The organism is Pseudomonas sp. PDM14, assembly GCF_014851905.1.
GTDB lineage: Bacteria > Pseudomonadota > Gammaproteobacteria > Pseudomonadales > Pseudomonadaceae > Aquipseudomonas.
Genome location: NZ_JACVAQ010000001.1, coordinates 589857 through 612517 on the forward strand (window position 1 = coordinate 589857; position 22661 = coordinate 612517).

The window sequence follows — 22661 nt, forward strand, 5'->3', positions numbered from 1 at the left end:
CCCCTAAGTGCACAAGGCAACCCCGGTGGCGACGGCGGAGCACGCAGCCGCTACCTGGGGGATGGTTCTCAAGGACGCGCTTCTACTTCAGCTTCCACGCGACGGTTGACCGCACGACCTTCGTCGGTAGCGTTGTCGGCAACCGGGCGGCTCTCGCCATAACCGGTAGCGTTCACGCGCTCACCTTGCAGACCATACTGGTTGACCAGTACTTCGCGTACGGCATTGGCACGGCGCTCGGACAGAGCCTGGTTATAGGCGTCGGTGCCCACGGAGTCGGTGTGACCTTCAACCACGGTGGTGGTTTGCGGGTACTGCGACATGAAGTCGGCCAGGGCTTTGATATCGCCATAGCTCTCTTCCTTGACCTTGGACTTGTCGAAGTCGAACTTGACGTCCAGCTCGACACGCACTGGCTCGGACGGTTCGGCTGCCGGTGTCTCTTCGACCACGACAACTTCTTCCTCGACCACGGCTACCTGCTCGCCGGCGCCATGCACCCAGCAATAGGCTGCGCCCAGGCCTGCGCCTAGTACAGCGCCACCGCCAGCCCAGCTCGAGCTTTCGATCGCGCCGAGGGCGGCACCACCCACACCGCCGACAGCGGCGCATGTCGGCCAATCACTTTTCTGCACACCGGCGCAGCCGGTCATCAGACTGGTTGCCAAGATCAGGGGTACGGCTTTCCTTATGGTGCTCATTTCATAGGTCTCCTGGAGAAATCGGCATCTACCGACACAAAAGGATTAAAGACACGAGTTTTACAAATTGCCACTTATAGACAAATTCAGCATAAATTCGTCCCAACTAAGTTATTTGCTTATGGCCAGCCCGTCTCGCCGCCACCTTTTCGGAAGCCTTCATGACTGTTTTTTCCTTACGTACACCTCAGCAGGCACTGGCCGCCCTGCTTGACCACCACGCTCCGCAGCGCTTGCTGGTCGTGGGCTCCAGCGATATTCCGGCACTGGTCGCCTTTCAGGCCGCGCACCCAGAGACGATAGTCGCTAGCGCGGCGCCCGGCGCCCTGCCTGCGGAACTGGCTGCGCAGCGTTTCGACCTGGCGCTGGTGGTCGACTGTCTGGAGCACCTGCCCAAACGGGACGCGCTGCAGCTTCTGGGCGGCATTCGCAACCTCAATGCCAGCCGCATCGCGGTGCTGGTCGACATGCACGCCAGTGGTTGGCTGGAAACCGATTTCTTTTCCCTGGCACTGCAGGCCAGCGAAGCCTTCAGCCGCGACGAACAGACCCTGAACCTGTTCACCTATGATCTACGCGACTACAAACAGGTGCCGGATTGGCTGAATGCCAAGTTTTGGGCCAACCCGCAAAACTTCGGCAAGTACTGGTGGTAACCATGAGCCAGGCCTGTCCCTGCGGCAGCGGTATGCTGCTCGAGCCCTGCTGCGGCCACTATCACGGCGGCACGCCGGCACCCAGCGCGGAAACCCTGATGCGTTCGCGGTACTGCGCCTATGTGCTGGGCTTGATCGACTACCTGGTGGCCACCACCCTGCCTGCCCAGCAAGCGGGACTGGACCGTGCGGCGATTGGCGCCTGGAGCCTGGGCAGTACCTGGCTCGGGCTCAGCGTGGAAAGTTCGGAAGTGATCGGCGCGCAGCCCGAGCATGCGTTCGTCACGTTCACCGCGCGCTGGCACGACGAGACTGGTGAGCACAGCCACCGCGAGCGCTCGGCGTTCGTACAGCGCGACGGGCGCTGGTACTTCATTGACCCCACAGTGCCACTCAAGGGCGGACGCAACGATCCGTGCCCCTGCGGCAGCCCGCAGAAATTCAAGAAGTGCTGCGCGGCATACCTCTGAAACGCAACAGGCCCTCGATCGAGGGCCTGTTGCTTTACCACTAGGCAGATATGCCTGGAGCGTCTTACTGCAGCTTCAGATGCGACGTGTCCGGCGGCGGTGCGGCGGCCGGTGCCTTGGCCTGCCCCATGTCGCTGCCGACCGGGGCAAGACTGAACTGCGACAAGTCGACCTGCGGCGCCTGCGCATCGGGTTTGGCATCCTGTAGATCCACACCCACCGGGGCGATGCCGAAATCCGGCGCCTCGACATCAGCGAACGCGGCCATGTACTCGTCGCGCGGAATGACCTTCGAACCCGAACTCGCACGCGGCACTGCCGCAGCCTGAACGACCTCAGCAGGCGTCGGTGGCGCTAGCTCGACTTCCTCCACCGGCAGATCCAGCGCCTGCACGATGGCAATGGCGCCCGCACGCTCGAGGGTGGCGCGGTATTTTTCCGCGCCGGCAGCATCCAGGTTGCTCTTGATCACGATGCGCCGCCCGGAGAACAGCAGCGCGATCCGCTGGGCATCCGCCTGAAACAGGCGCGCCAGGTTCTCCTTGACCAGTTCAGGCTGGGCACCCGGCACCAGCTGCCCGGCAAAGGCGATTTCGTAAAAGCTCATGGTCACACTCCTGACTAACCCGAGCACCCAGTATGGCGCAGGTTTTTTTCTCGCCACAACAGGATGGCGAGCAAGCAGCCGCTTGTTACACTGGGCCATCAGTCGGAGTATGCAATGATTTACCAGGCGCAAATGATAAGAATTATCAGCCTGACGTTCGTTTTCAGCCTGTTCGCCGGGCTGACAGGATGTTCCACCTGGTTCACCGGTGGATTCGAGGACCCGGAAGTCCGTCTCGTCAAGGTCGATGTGGTCAAAGCCAAACTGCTCGAGCAGCGTTTCCTGCTGCGCTTTCGTATCGATAACCCGAATTCGGTCAGCCTGCCGGTACGCGGCCTGGTCTACGCCGTGCGCCTGAATGGCATTGAACTGGCCAGCGGTGAAGCCAGCGAATGGCTCACCGTCGAAGGCCACAGCCATCGGGAGTTCGATGTGCCGGTGCGCACCAACCTGTGGCGCCACCTCAAGGACTTGGTCCGCGCCCTGGAAAACCCCGACGAGCCGATTCGCTACAGCTTCAATGGCGAGGTGAAAACCGGCCTATTGTTCGGACGCAACGTGCACGTTGCGCGCAATGGCGAGATAATCCCCGGCGATTACATTCCGGAGTGACCCCGATGAACCAAGAACCCCATGTCCATGGCCCCGACTGCAACCACGATCATGACCACCATGATCACGACCACGGTCATGTGCACGGCCCACACTGCGGCCACGCGCATCAGGAGCCGGTACGCAATCCGCTGAAGGAAGTTGGCCGCAACGACCCCTGCCCGTGCGGCAGCGAGAAGAAATTCAAGAAGTGCCACGGCGCCTGAGTTCAGCCCGCTGACACCCGTACCGCAGCACCCGGCTGTTCACGATCACCCGACGTGATCGTGAACAAACGCCACGCCCCTACCACCCGGCACCACCGGCCCTCTACAATCCCCCATCGTTCTTCTCCACCTTTGCCTGGAGCCGGCCCATGGGTTCGCGCCTTATTCGTCGTTCGTTCGTGGTCGCTGCCGCCGCAACGCTCTTCAGCAGCGTCCTCCTCAGCGGCTGCCAGTCCTTCCTCAACAATCGCTACAGCGACAGCGTGCACCCCGACCAGGGCATCGTCCGCGTGCAGGGCCTGGCGCAGAGCGTGGTGGTCCGGCGCAACACGCTGGGCATGCCGCTGATTGAGACGACCACCTTCCACGACGCGCTGTTCGCCCTCGGCTATGTGCACGCCAGCGACCGTATCAGCCAGATGGTCGGCATGCGCCTGCTCGCCGAAGGCCGCCTGGCGGAGATGAACGGCCCGGGTGTGCTGGAAGTCGACCGCTTCATGCGCGCGGTCAACCTGCGCAAGAGCGCCGAGATCCTCTACAAGAACGCCTCGCCGCGCATGAAGCAGTTTTTCGAGGTGTACTCGCGCGGGGTCAACGCCTACCTGTTCCGCTACAAGAACAAACTACCGATGGACCTGGCCGAAACCGGCTACCGGCCGCCGTACTGGAAGCCGGAAGACTCGGTGCTGATCTTCTGCCTGCTCAACTTCGGCCTGTCGGTCAACCTCAAGGAAGAAATCGCTTCGCTGACCCTGGCCGGCAAGGTCGGCAGCGACAAGCTGGCCTGGTTGCTCCCGACCTACCCGGACGAGCCGCTGCCGTTCGAGGAAGCGGAAAAGCTGCGCGGCCTGGCGCTGAGCGGAAAGATCCCCGGTCTTGCCGCCATCGACCAGGCTGCCGGCCAGGTCGCCGACCTCAACATGCTCGGCGTGGCCGCCTCGAACAACTGGGCCATCGCCCCGCAGCGCAGCCGCAGTGGCAAGAGCCTGCTGGCCAACGACACCCACCTGCCGCTGTCGATGCCCTCGATCTGGAACTTCGTGCAGATTCGCTCGCCGAAATTCCAGGCCGCCGGGGTCTCGATAGCCGGCGTACCGGCGGTGGTCGCCGGCTACAACGGCAAGCTGGCCTGGGGCATGACCATGGTCATGGGCGACAACCAGGACCTGTTCCTGGAGCAGGTCAAACGCGAAGGCAGTCGCCTCCTTTATCTCGCTGACGGCAAATGGCAACCGGCGCAGGAGCGCCAGGAAACCTTCTTCATCAAGGGCCAGCGGCCGATCCGCGAAACCCTCTACGAAACCCGCCACGGCCCGCTGCTCAATTCGGTGCTGGGTGAGCGCAAGAACCCGCTGCAACCCCTGCAGTTCAGCAGTGGCTACGGCTTGGCGCTGCGCACCAGTCAGTTTGAGAACGACCAGAGCATCGACGCCTTCTTCAACCTGTCCCGCGCGCAGTCGGTGGAACAGGCCTTCGAAGCAACGCGCGACGTGCGCGCCATGGCGCTGAACATCGTCTTCGTCGACGCCCAGCACATCGGCTGGCAGGTTACCGGGCGCTTCCCCAACCGCAAGCAGGGCCTCGGTCTATTGCCTTCGCCAGGCTGGGACGGCGCCTACGACTGGGATGGCTACGCCGACCCGATGCTCCACCCCTACGACCAGGACCCGCAGCAGGGCTGGCTGGGCACTGCCAACCACCGCACTGTGCCCCGCGGCTACGGCATGCAATTGTCGAATTCCTGGTTCTACCCGGAGCGCGCCGAACGCATCGCCCAACTGGCCGGCGCCGGCAAGCACGACCAGCGCAGCATGATCGCCATGCAGTACGACCAGACCACGCCGTTCGCCGGCAAGCTGCAGGCGATGTTCGAGGCACCGGGCATGGCCGCGCCGCTGAAGAATGCCATCGACGCCCTGCCGACCGATCAGCGCGCCAAGGCACGCGAGGCCTACAGCCGGTTGATGGCCTTCGACGGGCGCATGAGCGCCACCTCGGCGGACGCGGCGCTGTACAGCGCTTTCCTGCACGAAAGCGCGCGGCAGACCTTCCTCGACGAACTGGGCCCGGAGAACAACCCGGCCTGGCAGGCACTGGTCGAGACCGCCAATGACTCCTACTCGGCGCAGGCCGACCACCTGCTGGGACGCGACGACAGCCCGTTCTGGGATGACGTGAAGACCGCGCAGAAGGAAGACAAGCCGGCAATCATGGCGCGCAGCCTGGCAGCGGCCGTCGGCTTCGTCGAAGACAAGCTCGGCGCAGACCGCAAAGCCTGGCAATGGGGCAAGCTGCACACCTACACCTGGGCCAGCAATGCCACCAAGATGGCGCCGTACCTCAGCGCCAGTGAGCGCAGCAGCATCTCGGCGGTGAGCGGTTACCTGGACCGCGGCCCCTACCCGGCCGGCGGCGATCACGGCACGCTGAACGTCGCCGCCTACCAGTGGGGCAAGGACTTCGACACCTGGCTGATCCCGGCCATGCGCATCGTCGTCGACTTCGCCGCCCCCGAACCGATGATCGGCCTGAACAGCTCTGGCCAGTCGGGCAACCCGGCCAGCAAGCACTACGCCGATGGCATCGACGCCTGGCTCAAGGGTGGCTACGTCACCTTCCCGTTCCAGTCGCAGAACATCGACAAGGCCTACGGCAACCGTCGCCTGCTGCTGACCCCCGGCAAGTAAGCACGGCAGTTGGCCATCAGGGCGCCTTCGGGCGCCCTTTTTCATGCCCGCACAACGGCACTCCACCCCTCCATTCGTCGCCATCCCCGGCCCCGAAACGGACTAAAACCTGACCGTTCCCACGGTGCCCTGGCGAAATTTCCTTATCCATCAGGCTCGATCTATCGACACGCTGGAAAGCGCCATTTTTCAGACGTCAGCATGACGACAGACGGTGATTAACCTTTGCCCGGGCATGCCGTTATAAAGCGCGCCGGGTCATTGCAGGCGCTCTGGAACAGGCTTTTCCTCCAGACCCTGTGATAGCCCGCAGCATCATTCTGCGCGCGCAGTACCGGTGGGGACGCCGGGTTGGCTGTTACTGATTCAGGACGATTTGCCCTCCGAATGACCTTCACCTTTTTGCTCGGAGCCACTCGCCCATCATGATCGACCTCAATACCTGGAACCTCAGCATTCCCGTTGGCGAACCTGCAGTCACCATCAGCACCCCGCTGCTTGCCAACGGTTACCAGGATGACTACTTCAAGGCCGACAACGGCGCCATCTTCTTCTGGGCGCCGGTCAACGGCAGCACCACCAAGAGCGCCAAATACCCGCGCAGCGAACTGCGTGAAACCTTCGCTGACGGCAAGCTGCGCAACTGGAAGTACAACGCCGCGGACAATTACCTCAACGCAACTCTGAAGGTCACCCAGGTGCCTTCGGTGGGCAAGATCGTCATCGGCCAGGTGCACAATTCGGACGGGGATAACCCGCCGCTCAAGCTTTCCTACCAGTACAAGAGCGGCACCGGCAGCATCGTCGCGATCATCCGCCTGAAACCGACCGATACCACCACCAGCGTGTCGATCCTCAAGGGCGTGGCCCTCAACCAGTCGTTCAGCTATGGCATCCGTGTGAGCAAGAGCGGGGCGATGTCGGTCAGCGTGCAGCCCGCCGGCAAGGCGGCCACGGTGTGGAACGCGCAGCTGGACAGCGCATGGGCGCCCAGCCCGCTGTACTTCAAGGCTGGCTCCTACGTGCAGGACAACGAAGGCGATAACACCGAAGCCGGCGCCGTGACCTTCACGGCCCTGCAGATCAAGCACATCTAGGTCACCGCTCAGGCTGCGAAACCCTCGATGCCCGGCCCGCCGGGCATCGTTGTTTCGATTACCGCCGACGGGTCTAACAGCCCGCTGTTAAGTCCCGGTTGGCATATAAGCTTTTCTTAAAAACACTAATCAGTTTAAAAACAGCCTTTTACAGCTTAATTGTCGCACTACACTTCAAATCGAGCGGCTAACTCCGCTCCCGGTGGGGCCTTTAAGAGAATCAACAACGACTGCCAGGCACCAGACCCCGCCGGAACCTCGTGAGGGTTCTATGGGTATTGCCGCCAACGAGCTGTGTCAGCATGTCATCCGCCCTACCCTGCTGTACCTGGGGCGCCACTCACCCGCGGCAGAAGCCCTGCTTCTCGGCGCCGCCGCCAGCCAGTCAGCGCTCGGCGATGGCCTCGACGGGCTGCACGGCCACGGTCTCTACCGCATCAGTGCACTGCGCCATGAACGGCTCTGGGACCTGCACCTGGCTGGCGATCCAGACCTGGCAAGCCTGGTTCGCGGCCTGGCCAGCCAGCACGCCTTCCTCGCCGCGCCGCATCTGGAACTGACGGTCAACCTGCGTTACGCCACAGCCATTGCCTGGCTGCTGGTCGAGGCCGAGCGCCCGACTCTGCCCTGCGCCGATGATCTGCCGGCCCTGGCGCGCATCTGGCGCGACGTGTTCCAGCCCGAAGCGCCCGTGCGCGATTTTCTCCGCGCCTGGCAGCACTGCGTGGTCGACCATGGACACGCAGCCTGAACCATCCAGATGACCCAATAGTCATAGGAATGCTCTGCATTTATCGGATAAATGCGGCTAAAAACCCGTCCTAGAGCGGTTGGCAAGCACACCTAAAACGTTTAGCTTCGCCACGCTTTGTTAAACGTGAGCTTCCTAATGAAAAAAATCTGGTTGAAAACCACCCTCGCTATGGCCATTGGCGCCGTTTCCACTCACAGCCTGGGCAACGGAATTGCCATCAACGAGCAGAGCGTCAGCGGCATGGGCACAGCCTTTGCCGGGCGCGCCTCCGCTGCTCAGGACGCTTCCACCATCTTCGGCAACCCTGCCGGCATGTCCAAACTCAAGCGCAGTGAAATCGTCGGCGGCTTCGCCGTGGTCGATGCCTCGGTGGACATCAGTGATTCCAGCGCTGAATCCAGCGAGGGCGACATGGTGCCCCTGGCTTCGGTACCGTTTGGCTACTTCGCCACGCCGCTGAACGAGGACTGGAACTTCGGTATCGGCGTCTACGTGCCATTCGGCCTGATCAGCGACTACGAGAAAGGCTTTGGCGGCCGCTACAAGGGCCAGTACAGCAAGGTCCAGGTCATCACCCTGCAGCCGACCCTGAGCTACAAGATCAACGACCGCGTGGCCGTCGGCTTCGGCCCGACCATCAACAAGATCGATGGCAAGCTGACCAGCAAACTGGACAACAGTGCCTTGTTCGGTAGCGGCGACAGCGAAGTCAACATCAAGGGCGACGACGTCGCCGTCGGCTTCAACGCCGGCGTCCTGGTCGATATCACCGACCAGCTGGCCTGGGGCCTGACCTATCACTCCAAGGTCGACTACACCCTGGAAGGCCGCACCAAGTTCAAGAATGGCAACGGCCCCGTCTTCAGTAACCTCAACGGTGAATATGACGCGACGCTGGACTTCACCACACCGGAATCCGTCGACACGTCGATCACCTACAAGCTGGATGACAAGTGGACCCTCTACGGTGGCGCCACCTTCACCCGCTGGAGTCGCCTGGAAGAAATCGTCGTCGAGAACGACGGCACACCTGGCGTGCTCGGTCTGCAACCGATCGCCGAAGTCAGCGAAGAACTGAAGTGGAAGGACACCTGGTCCTACGCTATCGGCGCCTCCTACCAGCTCAATCCGCAGTGGGTGTTGCGCACCGGCTTCGCCCTGGATCCATCGCCGGCGGCCAACGATAACCGCACCGTGCGCATCCCGGTGGGCAACCGCAAGGTGTTCTCCCTGGGCGCAGGCTGGTCGCCGAACGATGACATGACCATCGACGTGGCCTACTCGTACCTGCGCGAGGACGAAGCCAAGGTCAATCAGGCTGGCCGCAGCCTGGCTCCCGGCGTCGAAGTCGCACCGGGCTACAGCGCCTCCTACCGCAACAGTGCCCACGGCCTGGGCGCGCAGGTCACCTACCGTTTCTGACGGTATCGACCTGCAACGAAAAAGCCGGGCAATTGCCCGGCTTTTTCATGCCTGCGCGCTATCAGGGTTGACTGGCAATGGCGGTTTCCACCGCCTTGATCAGGTCCTCGCTGTCCGGCTTGGTCAGGCTGGAAAAACTGGCGATCACCTTGCCGTCACGGCCGACCACGTATTTGTAGAAGTTCCAGCGCGGCGCGCTGCTCTGCTCGGCGAGCTGGCGGAACAGTGACACCGCCTCGTCCCCGGTCACGCGCTGCGGCTCGCTCATGGCGAAGGTCACGCCGTAGTTGATGAAGCACACCTTGGCCGTTTCGCCGGTGTCGGTCGACTCCTGCTTGAAGTCGTTGGACGGCACACCGAGCACTTCCAGCCCCTGATCCTTGTAGCGCTGGTACAGCGCCTCCAGCCCCTTGAACTGCGGGGCGAAGCCGCAGTGACTGGCCGTGTTGACCACCACCAGCGGCTTGCCGGCGAAGCGCTGGCACAGGTCGATCGACTCCTTGCTGCGCAGTTGCTGCAGCTCACCCTGCAACAACGGCGGACACTCTGCCGCCAACACCTGGGCGCCGAGCAGCGCCAGCACCACACCCAATCCCGCACGCTTTGCCATCATGGCCACTCTCCTCGTTCGATTGGCCACCACGCTACGCGCCCCACGCGGCCGGGGCAATCCTCAGCACAGGCTCATGCCCAGCTGCAGCAGCGCCAGCCCGCCCTGCTGCCAGCCCCACCAGGCCAGAACCAGGATCATCAGCACGCCGCCGGCAAGACCGAGCAGCGTCAGCCCGCGGCTGCTCATCCGAGATTACCTGCTGCCTGCAGACGTGCCACCGGCCGTTCGCGTACCGGCCAGTTGAGCGCCGCGGCGAGCAGGCCGAGGAGGATGGAAATCTGCCAGACCAGCTCGTAGCTGCCGGTATGGTCATACAGATAACCGCCCAGCCAGCCGCCAAGGAACGCGCCGAGCTGATGGAAGAGGAAGACGATGCCGCCGAGCATCGACAGGTTGCGCACGCCGAACAGCGTGGCCACGGTGCCATTGGTCAGCGGCACCGTGGACAGCCACAGCAGGCCCATGGCGACACCGAATGCATAGGCGCTCCACACACTCAGCGGCGAATAGACAAAGGCGACGATCACCACCGTGCGCAACAGGTACAGCGCCGTCAGCAGGCGCGGCTTGGACAGGCGCCCGCCGAGCCAGCCGGCGATGTAGGTGCCGAACACGTTGAACAGCCCGACCAGCGCCAGCACCGTGGTACCGACCAGCGCCGGCAGGTGTTGATCGACCAGGTAGGCCGGCAGGTGCACGCCGATGAACACCACCTGGAAACCGCAGACGAAGAAGCCCAGTGCCAGCAGCCAGAAGCCGGAGTGGCTGCCGGCCTCGCGCAGTGCCTCCAACAGGCTCTGCTCACCAGCCTGAGGCGGGAGCGGCCGGTCGCGCAGCATCCCGGCCAGCGGCACGATCAACGCCGCCAGCAGGCCCAGCACCAGCAGGGCCGAGGACCAGCCGAGCCAGCCGATCAGCCCCAGCGAACCGGGCAGCATGGCGAACTGGCCGAAGGAACCGGCAGCCGCCGCGATGCCCATGGCCATGCTGCGCTGCTCGGGCTGCACCGCACGGCCAATCACGCCGAGGATCACCGAGAACGAGGTGCCGGACAGGCCGATGCCGATCAGCAGGCCGGCACTCAGCGACAGCGACAATGCCGAGTCGGACAGCCCCATCAGCAGCAGGCCAAGCGCGTACAGCAGGCCGCCAACGATGACCACCCGGAGCGCTCCGAAACGATCGGCAATCGCCCCGGCGAACGGCTGCGCCAAGCCCCAGATCAGGTTCTGCAGGGCAATGGCGAAGGCGAAGGTCTCGCGGCCCCAGCCGAACTCGGCACTCGTCGGCGCGAGGAACAGGCCGAAGCCGTGGCGGATCCCCAGCGACAACGCCAGGATCAGCGACCCGCCCAGCAACACCCAGAAACTCGCTCGCCACAAATTACTCATACCGCCCTCTATGCGGGTATATACCCGCTTAAATTCGAAAAGATCAGTCGATGTGTTCCAGATCATCCAGCAACAGCAGCAGTGCCTCGCGCTTCTCCGCGCCCAAGTAGAGGCTCAGCTGCCGCTGTGCTTCCTTCCATGGCGCAATGGCCTCGGCCAGGCGCGCCTCACCCAGGGCACTGAGCTGCACCACGCGGCTGCGCTGGTCCTCGCCACCACTCAGGGCGATCAGGCCATCGGCCTGCAACAGCTTGAGGTTGCGCCCCATGGTGCTGCGGTCCAGGCCCATGGCCTCGGCCAGCACGGAGATGCTGGGCTGGTCGAGGCGCTGCAGGTTACGCAGCAGGGAGAACTGCGCCACGTTGAGCCCGACATCGCGCAGGGCGTCGTCATAGATCCGCGTCACCCCCCGGGTGGCGCGACGCAGTCGGGTGCACAGGCATTGGCTCTTGATCATGGATGCAGGTATATACCCGCATATCGACAAAGGCAACCCCCGCATCGCTCGCGTGGCGGATCAGCACGCCAGGGCGAGTACCACCAGAGCCGCACACTCCGCCAGCTCCAGCAGCGCACCGGCGGTGTCGCCGGTGGTGCCGGCCAGGCGCTGCAGCAGGTGGCGCCGCACGCAGACGAAGGTTACCAGTGCTGTGCCGATTGCCAGCACAGCACTCCAGCCGAGCAGCAGCATCGCTAGCCCGTTGACCAGTAGCACCACCGGCAGGCGCTCTCGCGGCAGGTGCTCGCTGAGCGCCGCACCGAGGCCGCCGGCACGTACATACGGCGTAGTCAGAAGCAGCAGCGGTAACAGCGCACGCCCCAGCCAGGGCGCCAACAGCAGGCCAGCCCAGGCATTCGCCTCGAGCAGGGCGACCAGCGCGGCGAACTTGAGCAGCAGCACCAGTACCAGCACGGTGACGGCAATCGGCCCGCTGCGTGGGTCCTTCATGATCGTCAGCGTGCGCTCGCGGTCGCCGAAACCACCGACCCAGGCATCCGCGGTATCGGCCAGGCCATCGAGGTGCAGCGCACCGCTGGCAGCGACCCACAACGCCAGCAACACCGCCGCGTGCAACAGCAGCGGAGCACCATCGAGCAGGTAATGCGCGAGCAGCAACAGCGCGCCGATCAACAGCCCCACCAGCGGGTACCAGAGCAGCGAGCGGCCAATCTGCGATGCGGGCGGCAGCCCCGGCAGGCTGATCGGCAGGCGGGTGAGAAATTGCAGGGCGATCAGCAGCGCCAGGGGCAGTTTCATCTCAGCACTCCTGCAGGCTCAGGTCATCGGCCACCTGCAGGCTGAAGGCTGCGCCGTGGCCGACCTCCACCTGCATCAGTTGCTCACGCGGCAACCCACGAGCACGCGCCAGTAGCAGACGCATCACCCCGCCATGAGTGACCAGCAACACATGCTGGCCGGCATGCCGCTGCTGCACGCGAGCCAGCGCCGCAAGCACCCGCGCCTCGAACGCCAGCAGGGTCTCGCCCCGCGGCGGGGTGAAGGCGTAGGGATCGTTCCAGAACAGACCCAGCTCCTTCTCCGCGCTGGCCATCAGCTGCAGCGCGGTCTGCCCTTCCCAGTCGCCGAAGTGCAGTTCCTGCAACCCCGGTTCCAGGTGCAGCGGCAGCGTCAGGCGCTCGGCCTGTTCGCGGGCGAATGCGGCGCAGCGCTGCAAGGGCGAACTGACCAGCGCCTGCCAGTCCTGCCCCTGCGGCAGGCCCTCGCGCATCTGCGCCCAACCGGTATCGGTCAGGGCATCGTCGATGCTGCCGCGAAAGCCGCCACCGCGGGTGGTTTCCCCGTGGCGCAGCAGGTCCAGGCGCAGGCTCATGCCGGGCGGTCCGAGACGGCCGCTTCGGCGAAGGTGGCCATTTCGCCGTGCAGCGCGCAGGCCAGCTGCAGCAACGGCACCGCCAGCGCCGCGCCGGAGCCTTCGCCCAGGCGCAAGCCAAGGTCGAGCAGCGGCTCGGCCTGCAGCGCCTCCAGTACCAGGCGGTGACCCGGCTCGGCACCGCAGTGGGCGAACAGCAACCAGGCGCGGCACGCCGGGTTCAGGCGTACCGCGCACAAGGCGGCAACCGAACAGATGAAACCGTCGACCAGCGCCGACACACCCTGCTGCGCGCAGCCCAGGTAGGCGCCAGCCAGCGCGGCGATCTCGAAACCACCGAGGTGCTGCAACACGGCCAGCGGATCGGCCAACGACGCCGCATGCAGCTGCAAGGCGCGCTCGATCACCGTCGCCTTGTGCGCCACGCCCTGGGCATCGAGACCGGTGCCCGGCCCGACCAGCGCCGTCGCCGGTTGCTGCAACAGCGCGCAGGCCAGCGCCGCCGCGGCGGTGGTGTTGCCGATGCCCATCTCGCCGCCGATGAACAGGTCCGCACCGGTCGCCACACCACGCTGCACGCAGTCGTAGCCGGCCTGCAGGGCTGCCGCACACTGGGCAGGCGTCATCGCCGCCTCACGGGCGAAGTTGCCGGTGCCGGCCCCCAGCTGCAGGTGGCGCACACCCGGCAGCGGCTCCAGCGCCACGGCCGTACCCAGGTCGACCACATCCAGGCCGGCACCAAGCTGCCTGGACAGCACACTGATCGCCGCGCCACCGCTGACGAAGTTGCGCAGCATCTGCCCGGTGACCGCCTGCGGGTAGGCCGACACGCCCTCCTCGACCACCCCGTGATCACCGGCGAACAGGCCGATCCACGGCTGCGCGATGCGCGGTTTCTCGCGCCCCTGCAACCCGGCCAGGGTCACGGCCACACGCTCCAGCTGGCCGAGCGAGCCGGCGGGTTTGGTCAATTGTTGCTGGCGTTGCAGCGCCTGCTCGGCGGCCTGGCTATCGACCGCGCGGCAGACCTGCTGCCACCACGACATGTTCATACGGGCTCTCCCTTGATGACCATCGGCAAGCCGGCAACGGTGAACACCACCCGCTGGGCGCACTCGGCCAGGGCCTGATGCAACCAGCCGGCTTCGTCGACGTAACGGCGGGTCAACTCGCCCAGCGGCACCACACCGAGGCCGGTTTCGTTGCTGACCAGAAGGATGCGCCCGGGCAGATCCGCAATGCTGTCGAGCAAAGCCTGGCGCTCGGTCTGCAGGCGCGTCTCGTCGTCGAGCATCAGCAGGTTGGTCAGCCACAGGGTCAGGCAGTCGACCAACAGGCAGCGGTCGGCGCCGGCGTGTTCGCGCAGCACCTGCGCCAGAGCCACGGGCTCCTCGACCAGCGCCCAGGCAGCCGGGCGCCGGGCGCGGTGCTGGGCGATGCGCTCGCTCATTTCGCCGTCCAGCGGCTGGCTGGTAGCGATGTAGGTCACCGCCAGGCCGCTGTCGACGGCGAGCCTCTCGGCCAGGCGACTCTTGCCGGAACGGGCGCCGCCGAGGATCAGTTCAAGCATGTTGTGCTCCTGTGAGGGGCGTTCAAATTCCACACAATTCCCTCAACCGCCGCGTATCCAGATGCCCCTCGACCAGATCGGCTAGGCGCTCGATATCGCGCTCGCGCAGCGCGTGGTAATCGACCGACTCGACCTCGGCCACACCGGCCCAGCGCAGCAACGCCGCACAAGCCTCGGGGGCCTCGAACAGACCGTGCAGGTAAGTACCGATGATCTGCCCATCGGCGCTGCTGGCGCCATCGCTGCGCCCGTCGTCCAGGCGCACCGCCGGGCGGCTCAATGCCGGCCCCTGGCTCACGCCCGCATGGATCTCGTAGCCGCTGACCGTCGCCCCTTCCAGGTCGAGCCGGCCGCGCACGTTGCGCAGCTGTTTCTCCGCTTCCAGCACGGTGACGAACGCCAGCAGGCCGAAGCCCTGGCAATCACCCGCCGGGCCTTCCAGCCCCAACGGATCGTCGATGCGCGTGCCGAGCATCTGCAGGCCACCGCAGATGCCGAGCAGCTTGCCGCCGTAGCGCAGGTGCCGCTCGATGGCAGACGCCCAGCCCTGCTCACGGAGGAACGCCAGGTCGGCGCGCACACTCTTGGAGCCGGGCAGGATGATCAGGTCGGCCGGCGGGATTGTCTGGCCGGGGCCGATGAACTGCAGGTCGACCTGCGGGTGCAGGCGCAGCGGGTCGAAATCGGTGTGGTTGCTGATGCGCGGCAGCACCGGCACCACCACGCGCAGCAGCTCGTCGCGCTTGTGTGCCTGGCGCACGTCGATGGCGTCTTCGGCTTCCAGGTGGAAGTCGCGGAGGTACGGCAGCACGCCGAGCACCGGCTTGCCGGTACGCTGCTCCAGCCAGTCGAGGCCCGGTTGCAGCAGGGCGATGTCACCGCGAAAGCGGTTGATGACGAAGCCCTGCACCCGCGCCTGCTCGCTCGGCGAAAGCAGCTCCAGGGTGCCGACCAGGTGGGCGAACACGCCGCCCTTGTCGATGTCGGCGATGAGGATCACCGGGCAATCCACCGCCTCGGCGAAGCCCATATTGGCGATGTCGTTGGCACGCAGATTGATCTCCGCCGGCGAGCCAGCGCCCTCGACCATCACCACCGGGTAGGCCGCTGCCAGGCGTGCGTGCGACGCCAGCACGGCGTCACGCGCGACCTGCTTGTAGGCGTGGTAACTCACCGCATTCATGTTGCCGATGGCGCGGCCCTGGATGATCACCTGGGCGCCGGTGTCGCTGTTGGGCTTGAGCAGCACCGGGTTCATGTCGGTGTGCGGCGCCAGGCCACAAGCCTGGGCCTGCACTGCCTGGGCGCGCCCGATCTCGCCGCCGTCGGCGGTGACGGCGCTGTTGAGCGCCATGTTCTGCGGCTTGAACGGCACCACGGCGACGCCCTGGCGGCGCAGCCAGCGGCACAGGGCGGTCACCAGGGTGCTCTTGCCGGCATCCGAGGTGGTGCCCTGCACCATCAGCGTCCTCATGCGCCAGCCTCGGCCAGTTCGCGCAGGGCCTGTTCCAGACGTTGCCACTGCGCCTCGTCGCCGGGCAGGCCGAAGCGCAGGCCGGAGGGGTTGGTGATGCGCCGCGCGAGAATGCCGCGCTGGGCAAAGAAGGCATGCACGTCAGCGGCGCGAGGGCTGAGCACTAGCTGGAACAGCGCCGTGCCACCGGCCGGGGGATGACCATAGCGGCTGAGCAGAATCGCCAGGCGCAGGCCATCGGCCTGCAGGCGCTGGCGCTGGCGCTGCTGACCGGGCTGGTCCTGCAGCAGCGCAGTGGCCACCACCCGCGCCGGGCCGCTCACGGCCCAGGGACCGAGCAGCTCATCGAGGCGCTGCAGCAGCGACTGCTCGGCGATAACGAAGCCCAGACGAATGCCGGCCAGGCCGAAGAACTTGCCGAACGAGCGCAGCACGATCAGCCCCGGCTGCGGCGAATCACTGGCCAGGCTCTCTTGCGGCGTGCAGTCGACGAAGGCTTCGTCCACCACCAGCCAGCCGCCGCGCTCGGCCAGGCGCGCGTGCCATTCGAGCAACAGCTGTTTGTCGATGCAACGCCCGGTCGGGTTGCTCGGGTTGATCACCACCAGCACATCGAGGCGATCCAGGGCGCGACCGACCGAGCCTTCGCTGAGCTCGATCAGGCGATGGCCCTCGCGACGCCAGGCTTCGGCATGCTCGGCGTAGGCTGGCGAGACGATGCCCACCTGCAGGTTGCGGCGCAGCCGCGGCAGCGCCTGGATCGCCGCCTGCGAACCCGCCACCGGCAGCAGCGCAGGCACACCGTAGTAGTCACGTGCAGCGGCTTCCAGGCCATCGTCGAGTTCGGGCAGGCGGTTCCAGGCAGCGTGCGGGATCGCCGGCAGCTCCCAGCCATAGGGCGCGATGCCGGTCGACAGGTCGAGCCACTGCGCCAGTTCGATGCCGTACTGCTGCGCCGCCTGGCGCAAACGTCCGCCGTGTTCAAGCAAGGTAGAAACTCCCGATCACCAGTACCGCCAACCAGAGCAGCACGCCGCCCCACACCAGATTGAGCGCACGCTCGATATCGCGTGCCTGGGGTGCTGCACCCTCGCCCAGTTCAGGGCGCTGATGCAGCTCACCGTGATACACCGCAGAGCCGCCCAGGGCCACGCCAAGGGCGCCGGCACCGGCGGCCATCACCGGGCCGGCATTGGGACTGTCCCACAGCGGCGCCTGGCGCCGCCAGCAGCGCAGCGCCAGGCGCGTCCTGCCGAGCAGCGCGTAGGTCAGCGCAACCAGCCGCGCTGGAATGTAATTGAGCCCATCGTCGATACGCGCCGCCGCCCAGCCGAAGCGCTCGAAACGCGCGTTGCGGTAGCCCCACATGGCATCCAGGGTGTTGCTCAGGCGGTACAGCACCACGCCCGGCGCCCCGGCGACAAGAAACCAGAACAGCGCGGCAAACACCGCGTCGCTGCCATTTTCCAGCACCGACTCGGTACCGGCGCGCGCCACACCGGCAGCGTCCAGCTCGGCGGTTTGCCGGCTGACCATATAGCCGACCCGGCGCCGCGCCTCGGCCAGATCACCCAGACGCAACGCCTGAGCCACCGGCATCGCATGTTCGCCGAGGCTGCGCAGGCCCAGCGCGGCATACAGCGCCAACACCTCGACCAGCACACCCAGGTAGGGAATCTGCGCCAGCAGCAGCGTCAGCAGGGTCAGCGGCAGCACTGCCATGCACCAACCGGTGACGCCGTGGCTGCGCCAGCCATGGCCGCCACTGTTGAGGCGCTGCTCGATACGCTGAGCGAAATTGCCGAACGCCACCAGCGGATGCCAGCGTTTCGGCTCGCCAAGCAGGCCATCGAGCGTCACCCCGGCCAGGGTCGTCAGCAGCAGGCTCATCAGCGCTGCCCCCAACTGTCGGTGAACAGCAGCTCCTGCAGCGGTCGCGGCGTGGCCCAGCCTTCCTGCACCAGCATCGGCTCACGGTAGAACGCCGTGACCGGGCCCAGGCAGAGGATCGCCACCGGCTTGCTGCCGGCCGGCATGTGCAGCAACTCGGCCAGCGCCTGCGGCTCGAACAGCGACACCCAACCCAGGCCCAGGCCCTCGGCGCGCGACGCCAGCCAGAGGTTCTGGATGGCGCAGGCGAGCGAAGCCAGGTCCATTTCCGGCAGCGTGCGGCGACCGAAGATGTGCGCCTCGCGCTCGTCCATCAGCGCCGCCACCAGCAGTTCGGCACAATCGCGGATGCCCTCGACCTTGAGCCGCATGAATTCGTCGCTGCGCTCGCCCAGCGCTTCGGCGGTGCGCTGGCGTTCGGCCTCAACCAGGCCGTGAATACCCTCGCGCAGCTCGGCGCGGGTGATGCGAATGAAACGCCACGGCTGCATCAGGCCGACGCTCGGCGCCTGGTGCGCCGCTTCGAGCAGGCGCGCGAGCAGCTCGGGCGCTACCTCGCCCCCGGCGAAGTGACGCATGTCGCGTCGCTCGGCGATGGCGCGGTAGACCGCCTCGCGTTCGGCAGCGCTGAACTCGGCACCGCTCATGGCAGGAACAACCGGGCGGCGGCCTGTGGATTCGACGGCAGGTAGAAGTGGATGTACGAGGCCGTCAGTCGGCCAATGCGGTAAACGGCTTCAGCCGCCGGGCGCGAATTGGGGCTGGCGCCGCAGGCCAGCGGAGCCAGCGGGCTATCGAGCAGCGAGTGGTGATAGGTATGCCCGCGCAGCAGCCCTTCCGGCAACTCCACCACCTGCAGGCCGAGCGCCGCCATGCGCGCCTGCATGCGCGCGCGGCCGGGCAGCAGGCCGAGCAGGTCGACGCCGTCGCCGTGCTTGTCGGTCAGGTGTTCGAGCAGATAGAGCATGCCGCCACACTCGGCGAGGATCGGCTTGCCAGCAGCCTGGTGCGCATGGATCGCCGCGGCCATGGCGCGGTTCTCGGCCAGTTGCTGCAGGTGCAGTTCCGGGTAGCCGCCCGGCAGATAGAGGCTATCCACCGCCGGCAGCGCGGTGTCGCTCAGCGGCGAGAAGAAGCACAGCTCGGCACCGAGCTGGCGCAGCAGGTCGAGGTTGGCCTGGTAGAGGAAGGCGAACGCCGTGTCGCGCGCCACGCCGATGCGCTGGCCAGCGAGTAGCGCCGGCAGCGGCGCGCGAGACGGCTCGGCGAAGGTCACAGGAGTGGGCAGGATGTCGCCGGCACTGGCCAGCAACGCATCGGCCGCCGCATCCAGACGCAGGTCAAGATCTGCCAGCTCCTCGGCCTGCACCAGGCCCAGGTGGCGACTCGGCAGTTCCACCGCCGCACTGCGCGGCAGCGCGCCGTACCAGTGGATCGAGCCTGGCAGGCTGTCACGCAGAATATCGCCGTGGCGCAGGCTGCCGGTACGGTTGGCCAGCACGCCGGCGAATGGCAGGTCAGCCTGGAAGGTGGCCAGGCCGTGGGCCAGGGCGCCGAAGGTCTGCGCCATCGCCGCACCGTCGATCACCCCGAGCACCGGCACGCCGAAGCGCCGCGCGAGATCGGCAGCCGAGGGGCTGCCGTCGAACAGGCCCATGACCCCTTCGATGAGGATCAGGTCCGCCTCCCCTGCCGCATCCCACAGCAGCCGGTGGCAATCTTCCTCGCCGACCATCCACAGGTCGAGCTGGTACACCGGCCGGCCACTGGCGCGGGCGAGAATCATCGGATCGAGAAAATCCGGGCCGCACTTGAACACCCGCACGCGCTTGCCGGCCCGCGTGTGCAGGCGCGCCAGGGCGGCGGTGACGGTAGTCTTGCCCTGCCCGGAGGCCGGGGCGGCAATCAACAGGGCCGGGCAGCTGCGGCTATTCATCGACCGCACCTGTCATCCGCTGCGGCGCGCCACTGAGAAAATATCCGGGGAGCCGGGAACAGACGCGCATCAGTATTCGATTCCCTTCTGCGCCTTCACCCCGGCCTTGAAGGCGTGCTTGACCAGGCTCATCTCGGTGACGGTGTCCGCCGCCTCGATCATCCCCGGCAGCGCCCCGCGTCCGGTCACCACCACGTGCTGCAACAGCGGACGCGCCTCGATGTCGGCGAGCACCGCGTCCAGTTCCAGGTAACCGTGCTTGAGGGCAATGTTCAGCTCGTCGAGCACCACCAGGCCGATGGCCGGGTCGTTGAGCAGCTGCGCGGCGATGGCCCAGGCCTGGCGGGCCTTGTCGATGTCGCGCTGGCGGTCCTGGGTTTCCCAGGTGAAGCCCTCGCCCATCACGTGGTAGCTGACTTCGTCGGGAAAGCGGCGGAAGAAGGTTTCCTCGCCGGTGCTGGCCGCGCCCTTGATGAACTGCACGACGCCGACCTTGAGGCCGTGGCCGAGGGCCCGCGCGACCATGCCGAAGGCCGAGCTGCTCTTGCCCTTGCCGTTGCCGCTGTGGACCAGCAGCAGGCCGTATTCGGCCTGGGCCTGGGCGATCTTCTCGTCGATCAGCGCCTTCTTGCGCTGCATGCGCGCCTTGTGGCGCGCGTCGCGTTCGGTCGATTCGGTCATGCCCAAGCCCTCGTTGCTGGCGTTCCACCCGGAAACGCGCAAGCGCCGTATGCCTCGCCTTGTGGGCTGGCACACGGACAACAATAGAAAGACGGAACGCCGGTTCGTGCAGGGAGCAGGCCACGCAAGGCCGCCCACCCGCTACGCCCGCCGCGCTGCCGTGGATTGCTTCAGGCCGGTCTCCGGGCTGGTGAGCGGAACCTGCGGTTCCCGGGTCGCGCCTTCCCATGCAGGGCACAGTGGCGGTTGCGACCGTTCTCTCACTTACCGTTGCGGGGGCAGCGCCGGGTTCGCACCGGCTTCCCTGTTTCACCTTCGAGATCGCCGCGCAATCGGGCGGAAGGCACCTGGAGCAAGGCGCGCAGCTTAGTGGCTGGCCGCCGTGTGGGTCAATCGGCGTACCGCTGGGAAGATCGGTCGAACCCTTGCCGCGCTCGCACCGTCCACACAAGGGTCAGCCACCTCCACGAGGAGAAGCCCCATGGTTCTCGAACGCTATGCCAGTGCCATCCAGGCCTGCAACGCCTGCGCCGTCGCCACCGAAACCTGCGCCGCGGCATGCCTGAAGGAAGCCGACGTGCAGAGCATGGCCCTGTGCATCAGCTGCGATCTGGACTGCGCGGCGCTGTGTCGCCTGGCCGTGAAACTGATGGCCCGTGACAGCCCGCTGGTCGATGAAGTCTGCCGGCTGTGCGCCCTCGCCTGTCAGGCCTGCGCCGAGGAATGCGGCAAGCACAAGCACGAGCATTGCCAGCAATGTGCCCAGGCCTGCCTGCGTTGCGTGGAAGAATGCGAGTCGCTGGCCAAGGGTGCCTGATGTCAGCGTTTGCGGCAGAGACTCAGGCCATCGCCTAGCGGCAGCAGCGACAGATCGATGCGTGCATCGTTCTTCAACCGCCGGTTGAGCGCTTGGATCGCCCGGGTATCGGCACTGTCGGAATTCTCCTCGAGCACCCGGCCGCTCCACAGCACGTTGTCGAACAGGACCAGCCCGCCCGGCCGCACCAGCGCCAGGGCGTGTTCCAAGTAGACCGGGTAGTTGGCCTTGTCGGCGTCGATGAAGATCAGGTCGAAGCTTTCGCCCTGCCCCGAGCGTTCCAGCGCCGCCAGGGTTTCCAGCGCCGGCGCCAGGCGCAGGTCGATGCGTTCGAGCAGGCCGGCTTCGTTCCAGTAGCGTCGGGCGATGCCGTTGTAATCGCCGGGCAGGTCGCAACAGATCAGCTCGCCGTCGGCCGGCAGCGCCGAAGCCAGGCAGATGGCGCTGTAGCCGGTAAAGGTGCCGATCTCCAGCAGGCGCCGCGCACCAGTCAGCTTGACCAGCAGGCTCATGAACTGGCCCTGCTCCGGGGCGATCTGCCAGCGCGCCATGGTCAGCTGACTGGTTTCCTCGCGCAGGCGCTTGAGCAGCGGCGTCTCGCGCAGGGAGACGCTGAGCAGATAGTCGTAGAGGGGTTCATCGAGGTTGAGCGAACGATTGGTCATGGCTGATGGGCCAGTTGCGCCGGGCGCAGCACGCGCTTGGCGCTCAGGTAGCTCTTCTGCCAATAGGCCGTGCTCAGGCTGTCCAGGCGCACGGTGCCGCCGCTGGACGGCGCATGCACGAAACGCCCTTCGCCGACGTAGATGCCGGCATGGCTGACCTGGCTGCCGCCATTGGTGGCGAAGAACACCAGATCGCCACTCTGCAACGCTTCGCGGCCGACGTTCGGCGCGCGCAGGCCGATCATCTCGCGCGTCGAGCGCGGCAGCTGGATTCCCGCCGAGTTGCGGTATACGTAGCCGATCAGGCCGCTGCAGTCGAAACCACTGTCGGGGGTATTGCCACCATAGCGATACGGCGTGTCAACCAGGCCGATGGCGCTCATCACCACGTCATCGGCAGTTTCATTGCCGACGATGGGGAACGGTGTGTAGACGGGTTCTGGAGCGGGAGGAGTGCCGGCGCATGCAGTGAGCAACGCGGCGAGGGCAAGCAGGGAAAGGCGAGCCGTAAAGTGCATGAGCGGGCGATCCTGGCCGGAATGCGCACACTCTGCCGAGACTGCGGCGCGGGCGCAAGCCC

Annotated in this window: 26 protein-coding genes, 1 pseudogene and 1 riboswitch; of the genes and pseudogenes, 9 read left to right on the forward strand and 18 right to left on the reverse strand. The window is 66.0% G+C overall.

Annotated elements, in window-relative coordinates:
- Positions 1-68: 68 nt before the first annotated feature.
- Positions 69-419: pseudogene (locus IB229_RS21815) on the reverse strand (OmpA family protein); the annotation flags it as partial.
- A gap of 443 nt (positions 420-862) precedes the next feature.
- Here IB229_RS21815 and IB229_RS02675 point away from each other — a divergent pair.
- The gene (locus IB229_RS02675; protein WP_192324689.1) at positions 863-1357 is read left to right on the forward strand and encodes a DUF6231 family protein; all 495 of its coding nucleotides are present in this window, start codon (positions 863-865) and stop codon (positions 1355-1357) included.
- A gap of 2 nt (positions 1358-1359) precedes the next feature.
- Positions 1360-1827, forward strand: a complete 468-nt coding sequence (locus IB229_RS02680; protein ID WP_192324691.1) for a YchJ family protein — start codon at positions 1360-1362, stop codon at positions 1825-1827.
- 64 nt (positions 1828-1891) lie between these two features.
- On the opposite strand, the gene IB229_RS02685 is transcribed toward IB229_RS02680, so the two are convergent.
- Positions 1892-2434 (reverse strand): hypothetical protein, encoded by a 543-nt coding sequence (locus tag IB229_RS02685; protein WP_192324693.1) that lies wholly within the window; start codon positions 2432-2434, stop codon positions 1892-1894.
- A gap of 114 nt (positions 2435-2548) precedes the next feature.
- Between IB229_RS02685 and IB229_RS02690 the strand changes: the two genes are divergently transcribed.
- The 6 genes from IB229_RS02690 (at position 2549) to IB229_RS02715 (ending at position 9212) form a co-directional block, all read left to right on the forward strand.
- Positions 2549-3046 (forward strand): LEA type 2 family protein, encoded by a 498-nt coding sequence (locus tag IB229_RS02690; protein ID WP_192324695.1) that lies wholly within the window; start codon positions 2549-2551, stop codon positions 3044-3046.
- Positions 3047-3051: 5 nt separating this feature from the next.
- Positions 3052-3252 (forward strand): SEC-C metal-binding domain-containing protein, encoded by a 201-nt coding sequence (locus IB229_RS02695; RefSeq protein WP_192324697.1) that lies wholly within the window; start codon positions 3052-3054, stop codon positions 3250-3252.
- A 149-nt stretch (positions 3253-3401) separates the two neighbouring features.
- Positions 3402-5939, forward strand: coding sequence for a penicillin acylase family protein (locus IB229_RS02700; protein WP_192324699.1), 2538 nt, complete (start codon positions 3402-3404; stop codon positions 5937-5939).
- A gap of 425 nt (positions 5940-6364) precedes the next feature.
- Entirely contained in the window at positions 6365-7036 is a 672-nt protein-coding gene (locus IB229_RS02705) for a polysaccharide lyase family 7 protein (protein WP_192324700.1), read from the forward strand.
- A gap of 271 nt (positions 7037-7307) precedes the next feature.
- A complete protein-coding gene (locus IB229_RS02710) occupies positions 7308-7787 on the forward strand; it encodes a hypothetical protein (RefSeq protein ID WP_192324702.1) in 480 nt (159 codons plus the stop codon).
- Between the two features lie 138 nt (positions 7788-7925).
- Complete coding sequence (locus IB229_RS02715) at positions 7926-9212, forward strand: OmpP1/FadL family transporter (protein ID WP_192324704.1); 1287 nt, start codon at positions 7926-7928, stop codon at positions 9210-9212.
- A gap of 61 nt (positions 9213-9273) precedes the next feature.
- Here the strand turns inward: IB229_RS02715 and IB229_RS02720 are convergent, their stop codons facing one another.
- The 14 genes from IB229_RS02720 to cobO all read right to left on the reverse strand — a co-directional run bounded on the left by IB229_RS02720 (position 9274) and on the right by cobO (position 20599).
- Positions 9274-9822, reverse strand: coding sequence for a glutathione peroxidase (locus IB229_RS02720; RefSeq protein ID WP_192329205.1), 549 nt, complete (start codon positions 9820-9822; stop codon positions 9274-9276).
- 63 nt (positions 9823-9885) lie between these two features.
- Complete coding sequence (locus tag IB229_RS22010) at positions 9886-10011, reverse strand: hypothetical protein (RefSeq protein ID WP_263864150.1); 126 nt, start codon at positions 10009-10011, stop codon at positions 9886-9888.
- Positions 10008-11216, reverse strand: a complete 1209-nt coding sequence (locus IB229_RS02725; protein WP_412547765.1) for an MFS transporter — start codon at positions 11214-11216, stop codon at positions 10008-10010. The genes IB229_RS22010 and IB229_RS02725 overlap by 4 nt, the downstream gene beginning before the upstream one ends.
- Positions 11217-11259: 43 nt before the next feature.
- Positions 11260-11673: a MarR family winged helix-turn-helix transcriptional regulator gene (locus IB229_RS02730; RefSeq protein ID WP_192324706.1), complete on the reverse strand. Its 414-nt coding sequence runs from the start codon at positions 11671-11673 to the stop codon at positions 11260-11262.
- A 60-nt stretch (positions 11674-11733) separates the two neighbouring features.
- On the reverse strand, positions 11734-12474 hold the full coding sequence (locus tag IB229_RS02735) for an adenosylcobinamide-GDP ribazoletransferase (RefSeq protein WP_192324708.1): 741 nt from the start codon (positions 12472-12474) through the stop codon (positions 11734-11736).
- Position 12475: 1 nt separating this feature from the next.
- Positions 12476-13048: an alpha-ribazole phosphatase family protein gene (cobC, locus tag IB229_RS02740; RefSeq protein ID WP_192324710.1), complete on the reverse strand. Its 573-nt coding sequence runs from the start codon at positions 13046-13048 to the stop codon at positions 12476-12478.
- The gene (gene cobT / locus IB229_RS02745; RefSeq protein ID WP_192324712.1) at positions 13045-14100 is read right to left on the reverse strand and encodes a nicotinate-nucleotide--dimethylbenzimidazole phosphoribosyltransferase; all 1056 of its coding nucleotides are present in this window, start codon (positions 14098-14100) and stop codon (positions 13045-13047) included. The genes cobC and cobT overlap by 4 nt, the downstream gene beginning before the upstream one ends.
- Positions 14097-14618 (reverse strand): bifunctional adenosylcobinamide kinase/adenosylcobinamide-phosphate guanylyltransferase, encoded by a 522-nt coding sequence (gene cobU, locus IB229_RS02750; RefSeq protein WP_192324714.1) that lies wholly within the window; start codon positions 14616-14618, stop codon positions 14097-14099. The genes cobT and cobU overlap by 4 nt, the downstream gene beginning before the upstream one ends.
- 22 nt (positions 14619-14640) lie before the next feature.
- Positions 14641-16092: a cobyric acid synthase gene (locus IB229_RS02755; RefSeq protein ID WP_192324716.1), complete on the reverse strand. Its 1452-nt coding sequence runs from the start codon at positions 16090-16092 to the stop codon at positions 14641-14643.
- Entirely contained in the window at positions 16089-17081 is a 993-nt protein-coding gene (cobD, locus tag IB229_RS02760) for a threonine-phosphate decarboxylase CobD (protein WP_192324718.1), read from the reverse strand. Before cobD ends, IB229_RS02755 begins: the two co-directional genes overlap by 4 nt.
- A complete protein-coding gene (cbiB, locus tag IB229_RS02765) occupies positions 17074-17982 on the reverse strand; it encodes an adenosylcobinamide-phosphate synthase CbiB (protein ID WP_192324720.1) in 909 nt (302 codons plus the stop codon). Before cbiB ends, cobD begins: the two co-directional genes overlap by 8 nt.
- Positions 17982-18629, reverse strand: a complete 648-nt coding sequence (gene bluB, locus IB229_RS02770) for a 5,6-dimethylbenzimidazole synthase (RefSeq protein ID WP_192324722.1) — start codon at positions 18627-18629, stop codon at positions 17982-17984. The genes cbiB and bluB overlap by 1 nt, the downstream gene beginning before the upstream one ends.
- Entirely contained in the window at positions 18626-19918 is a 1293-nt protein-coding gene (locus IB229_RS02775; RefSeq protein ID WP_192324724.1) for a cobyrinate a,c-diamide synthase, read from the reverse strand. Before IB229_RS02775 ends, bluB begins: the two co-directional genes overlap by 4 nt.
- 69 nt (positions 19919-19987) lie before the next feature.
- A complete protein-coding gene (gene cobO / locus IB229_RS02780) occupies positions 19988-20599 on the reverse strand; it encodes a cob(I)yrinic acid a,c-diamide adenosyltransferase (RefSeq protein ID WP_192324726.1) in 612 nt (203 codons plus the stop codon).
- A 155-nt stretch (positions 20600-20754) separates the two neighbouring features.
- Positions 20755-20965: riboswitch (cobalamin riboswitch) on the reverse strand.
- Between the two features lie 115 nt (positions 20966-21080).
- On the opposite strand from cobO, the gene IB229_RS02785 reads away from it, so the two are divergent.
- Positions 21081-21416, forward strand: a complete 336-nt coding sequence (locus tag IB229_RS02785) for a four-helix bundle copper-binding protein (protein ID WP_192324728.1) — start codon at positions 21081-21083, stop codon at positions 21414-21416.
- A 2-nt stretch (positions 21417-21418) separates the two neighbouring features.
- Here IB229_RS02785 and IB229_RS02790 read toward each other — a convergent pair whose 3' ends face one another.
- Positions 21419-22081: an O-methyltransferase gene (locus tag IB229_RS02790; RefSeq protein ID WP_192324730.1), complete on the reverse strand. Its 663-nt coding sequence runs from the start codon at positions 22079-22081 to the stop codon at positions 21419-21421.
- Positions 22078-22599, reverse strand: a complete 522-nt coding sequence (locus tag IB229_RS02795; protein ID WP_192324732.1) for a C40 family peptidase — start codon at positions 22597-22599, stop codon at positions 22078-22080. The genes IB229_RS02790 and IB229_RS02795 overlap by 4 nt, the downstream gene beginning before the upstream one ends.
- Positions 22600-22661 lie beyond the last annotated feature (62 nt).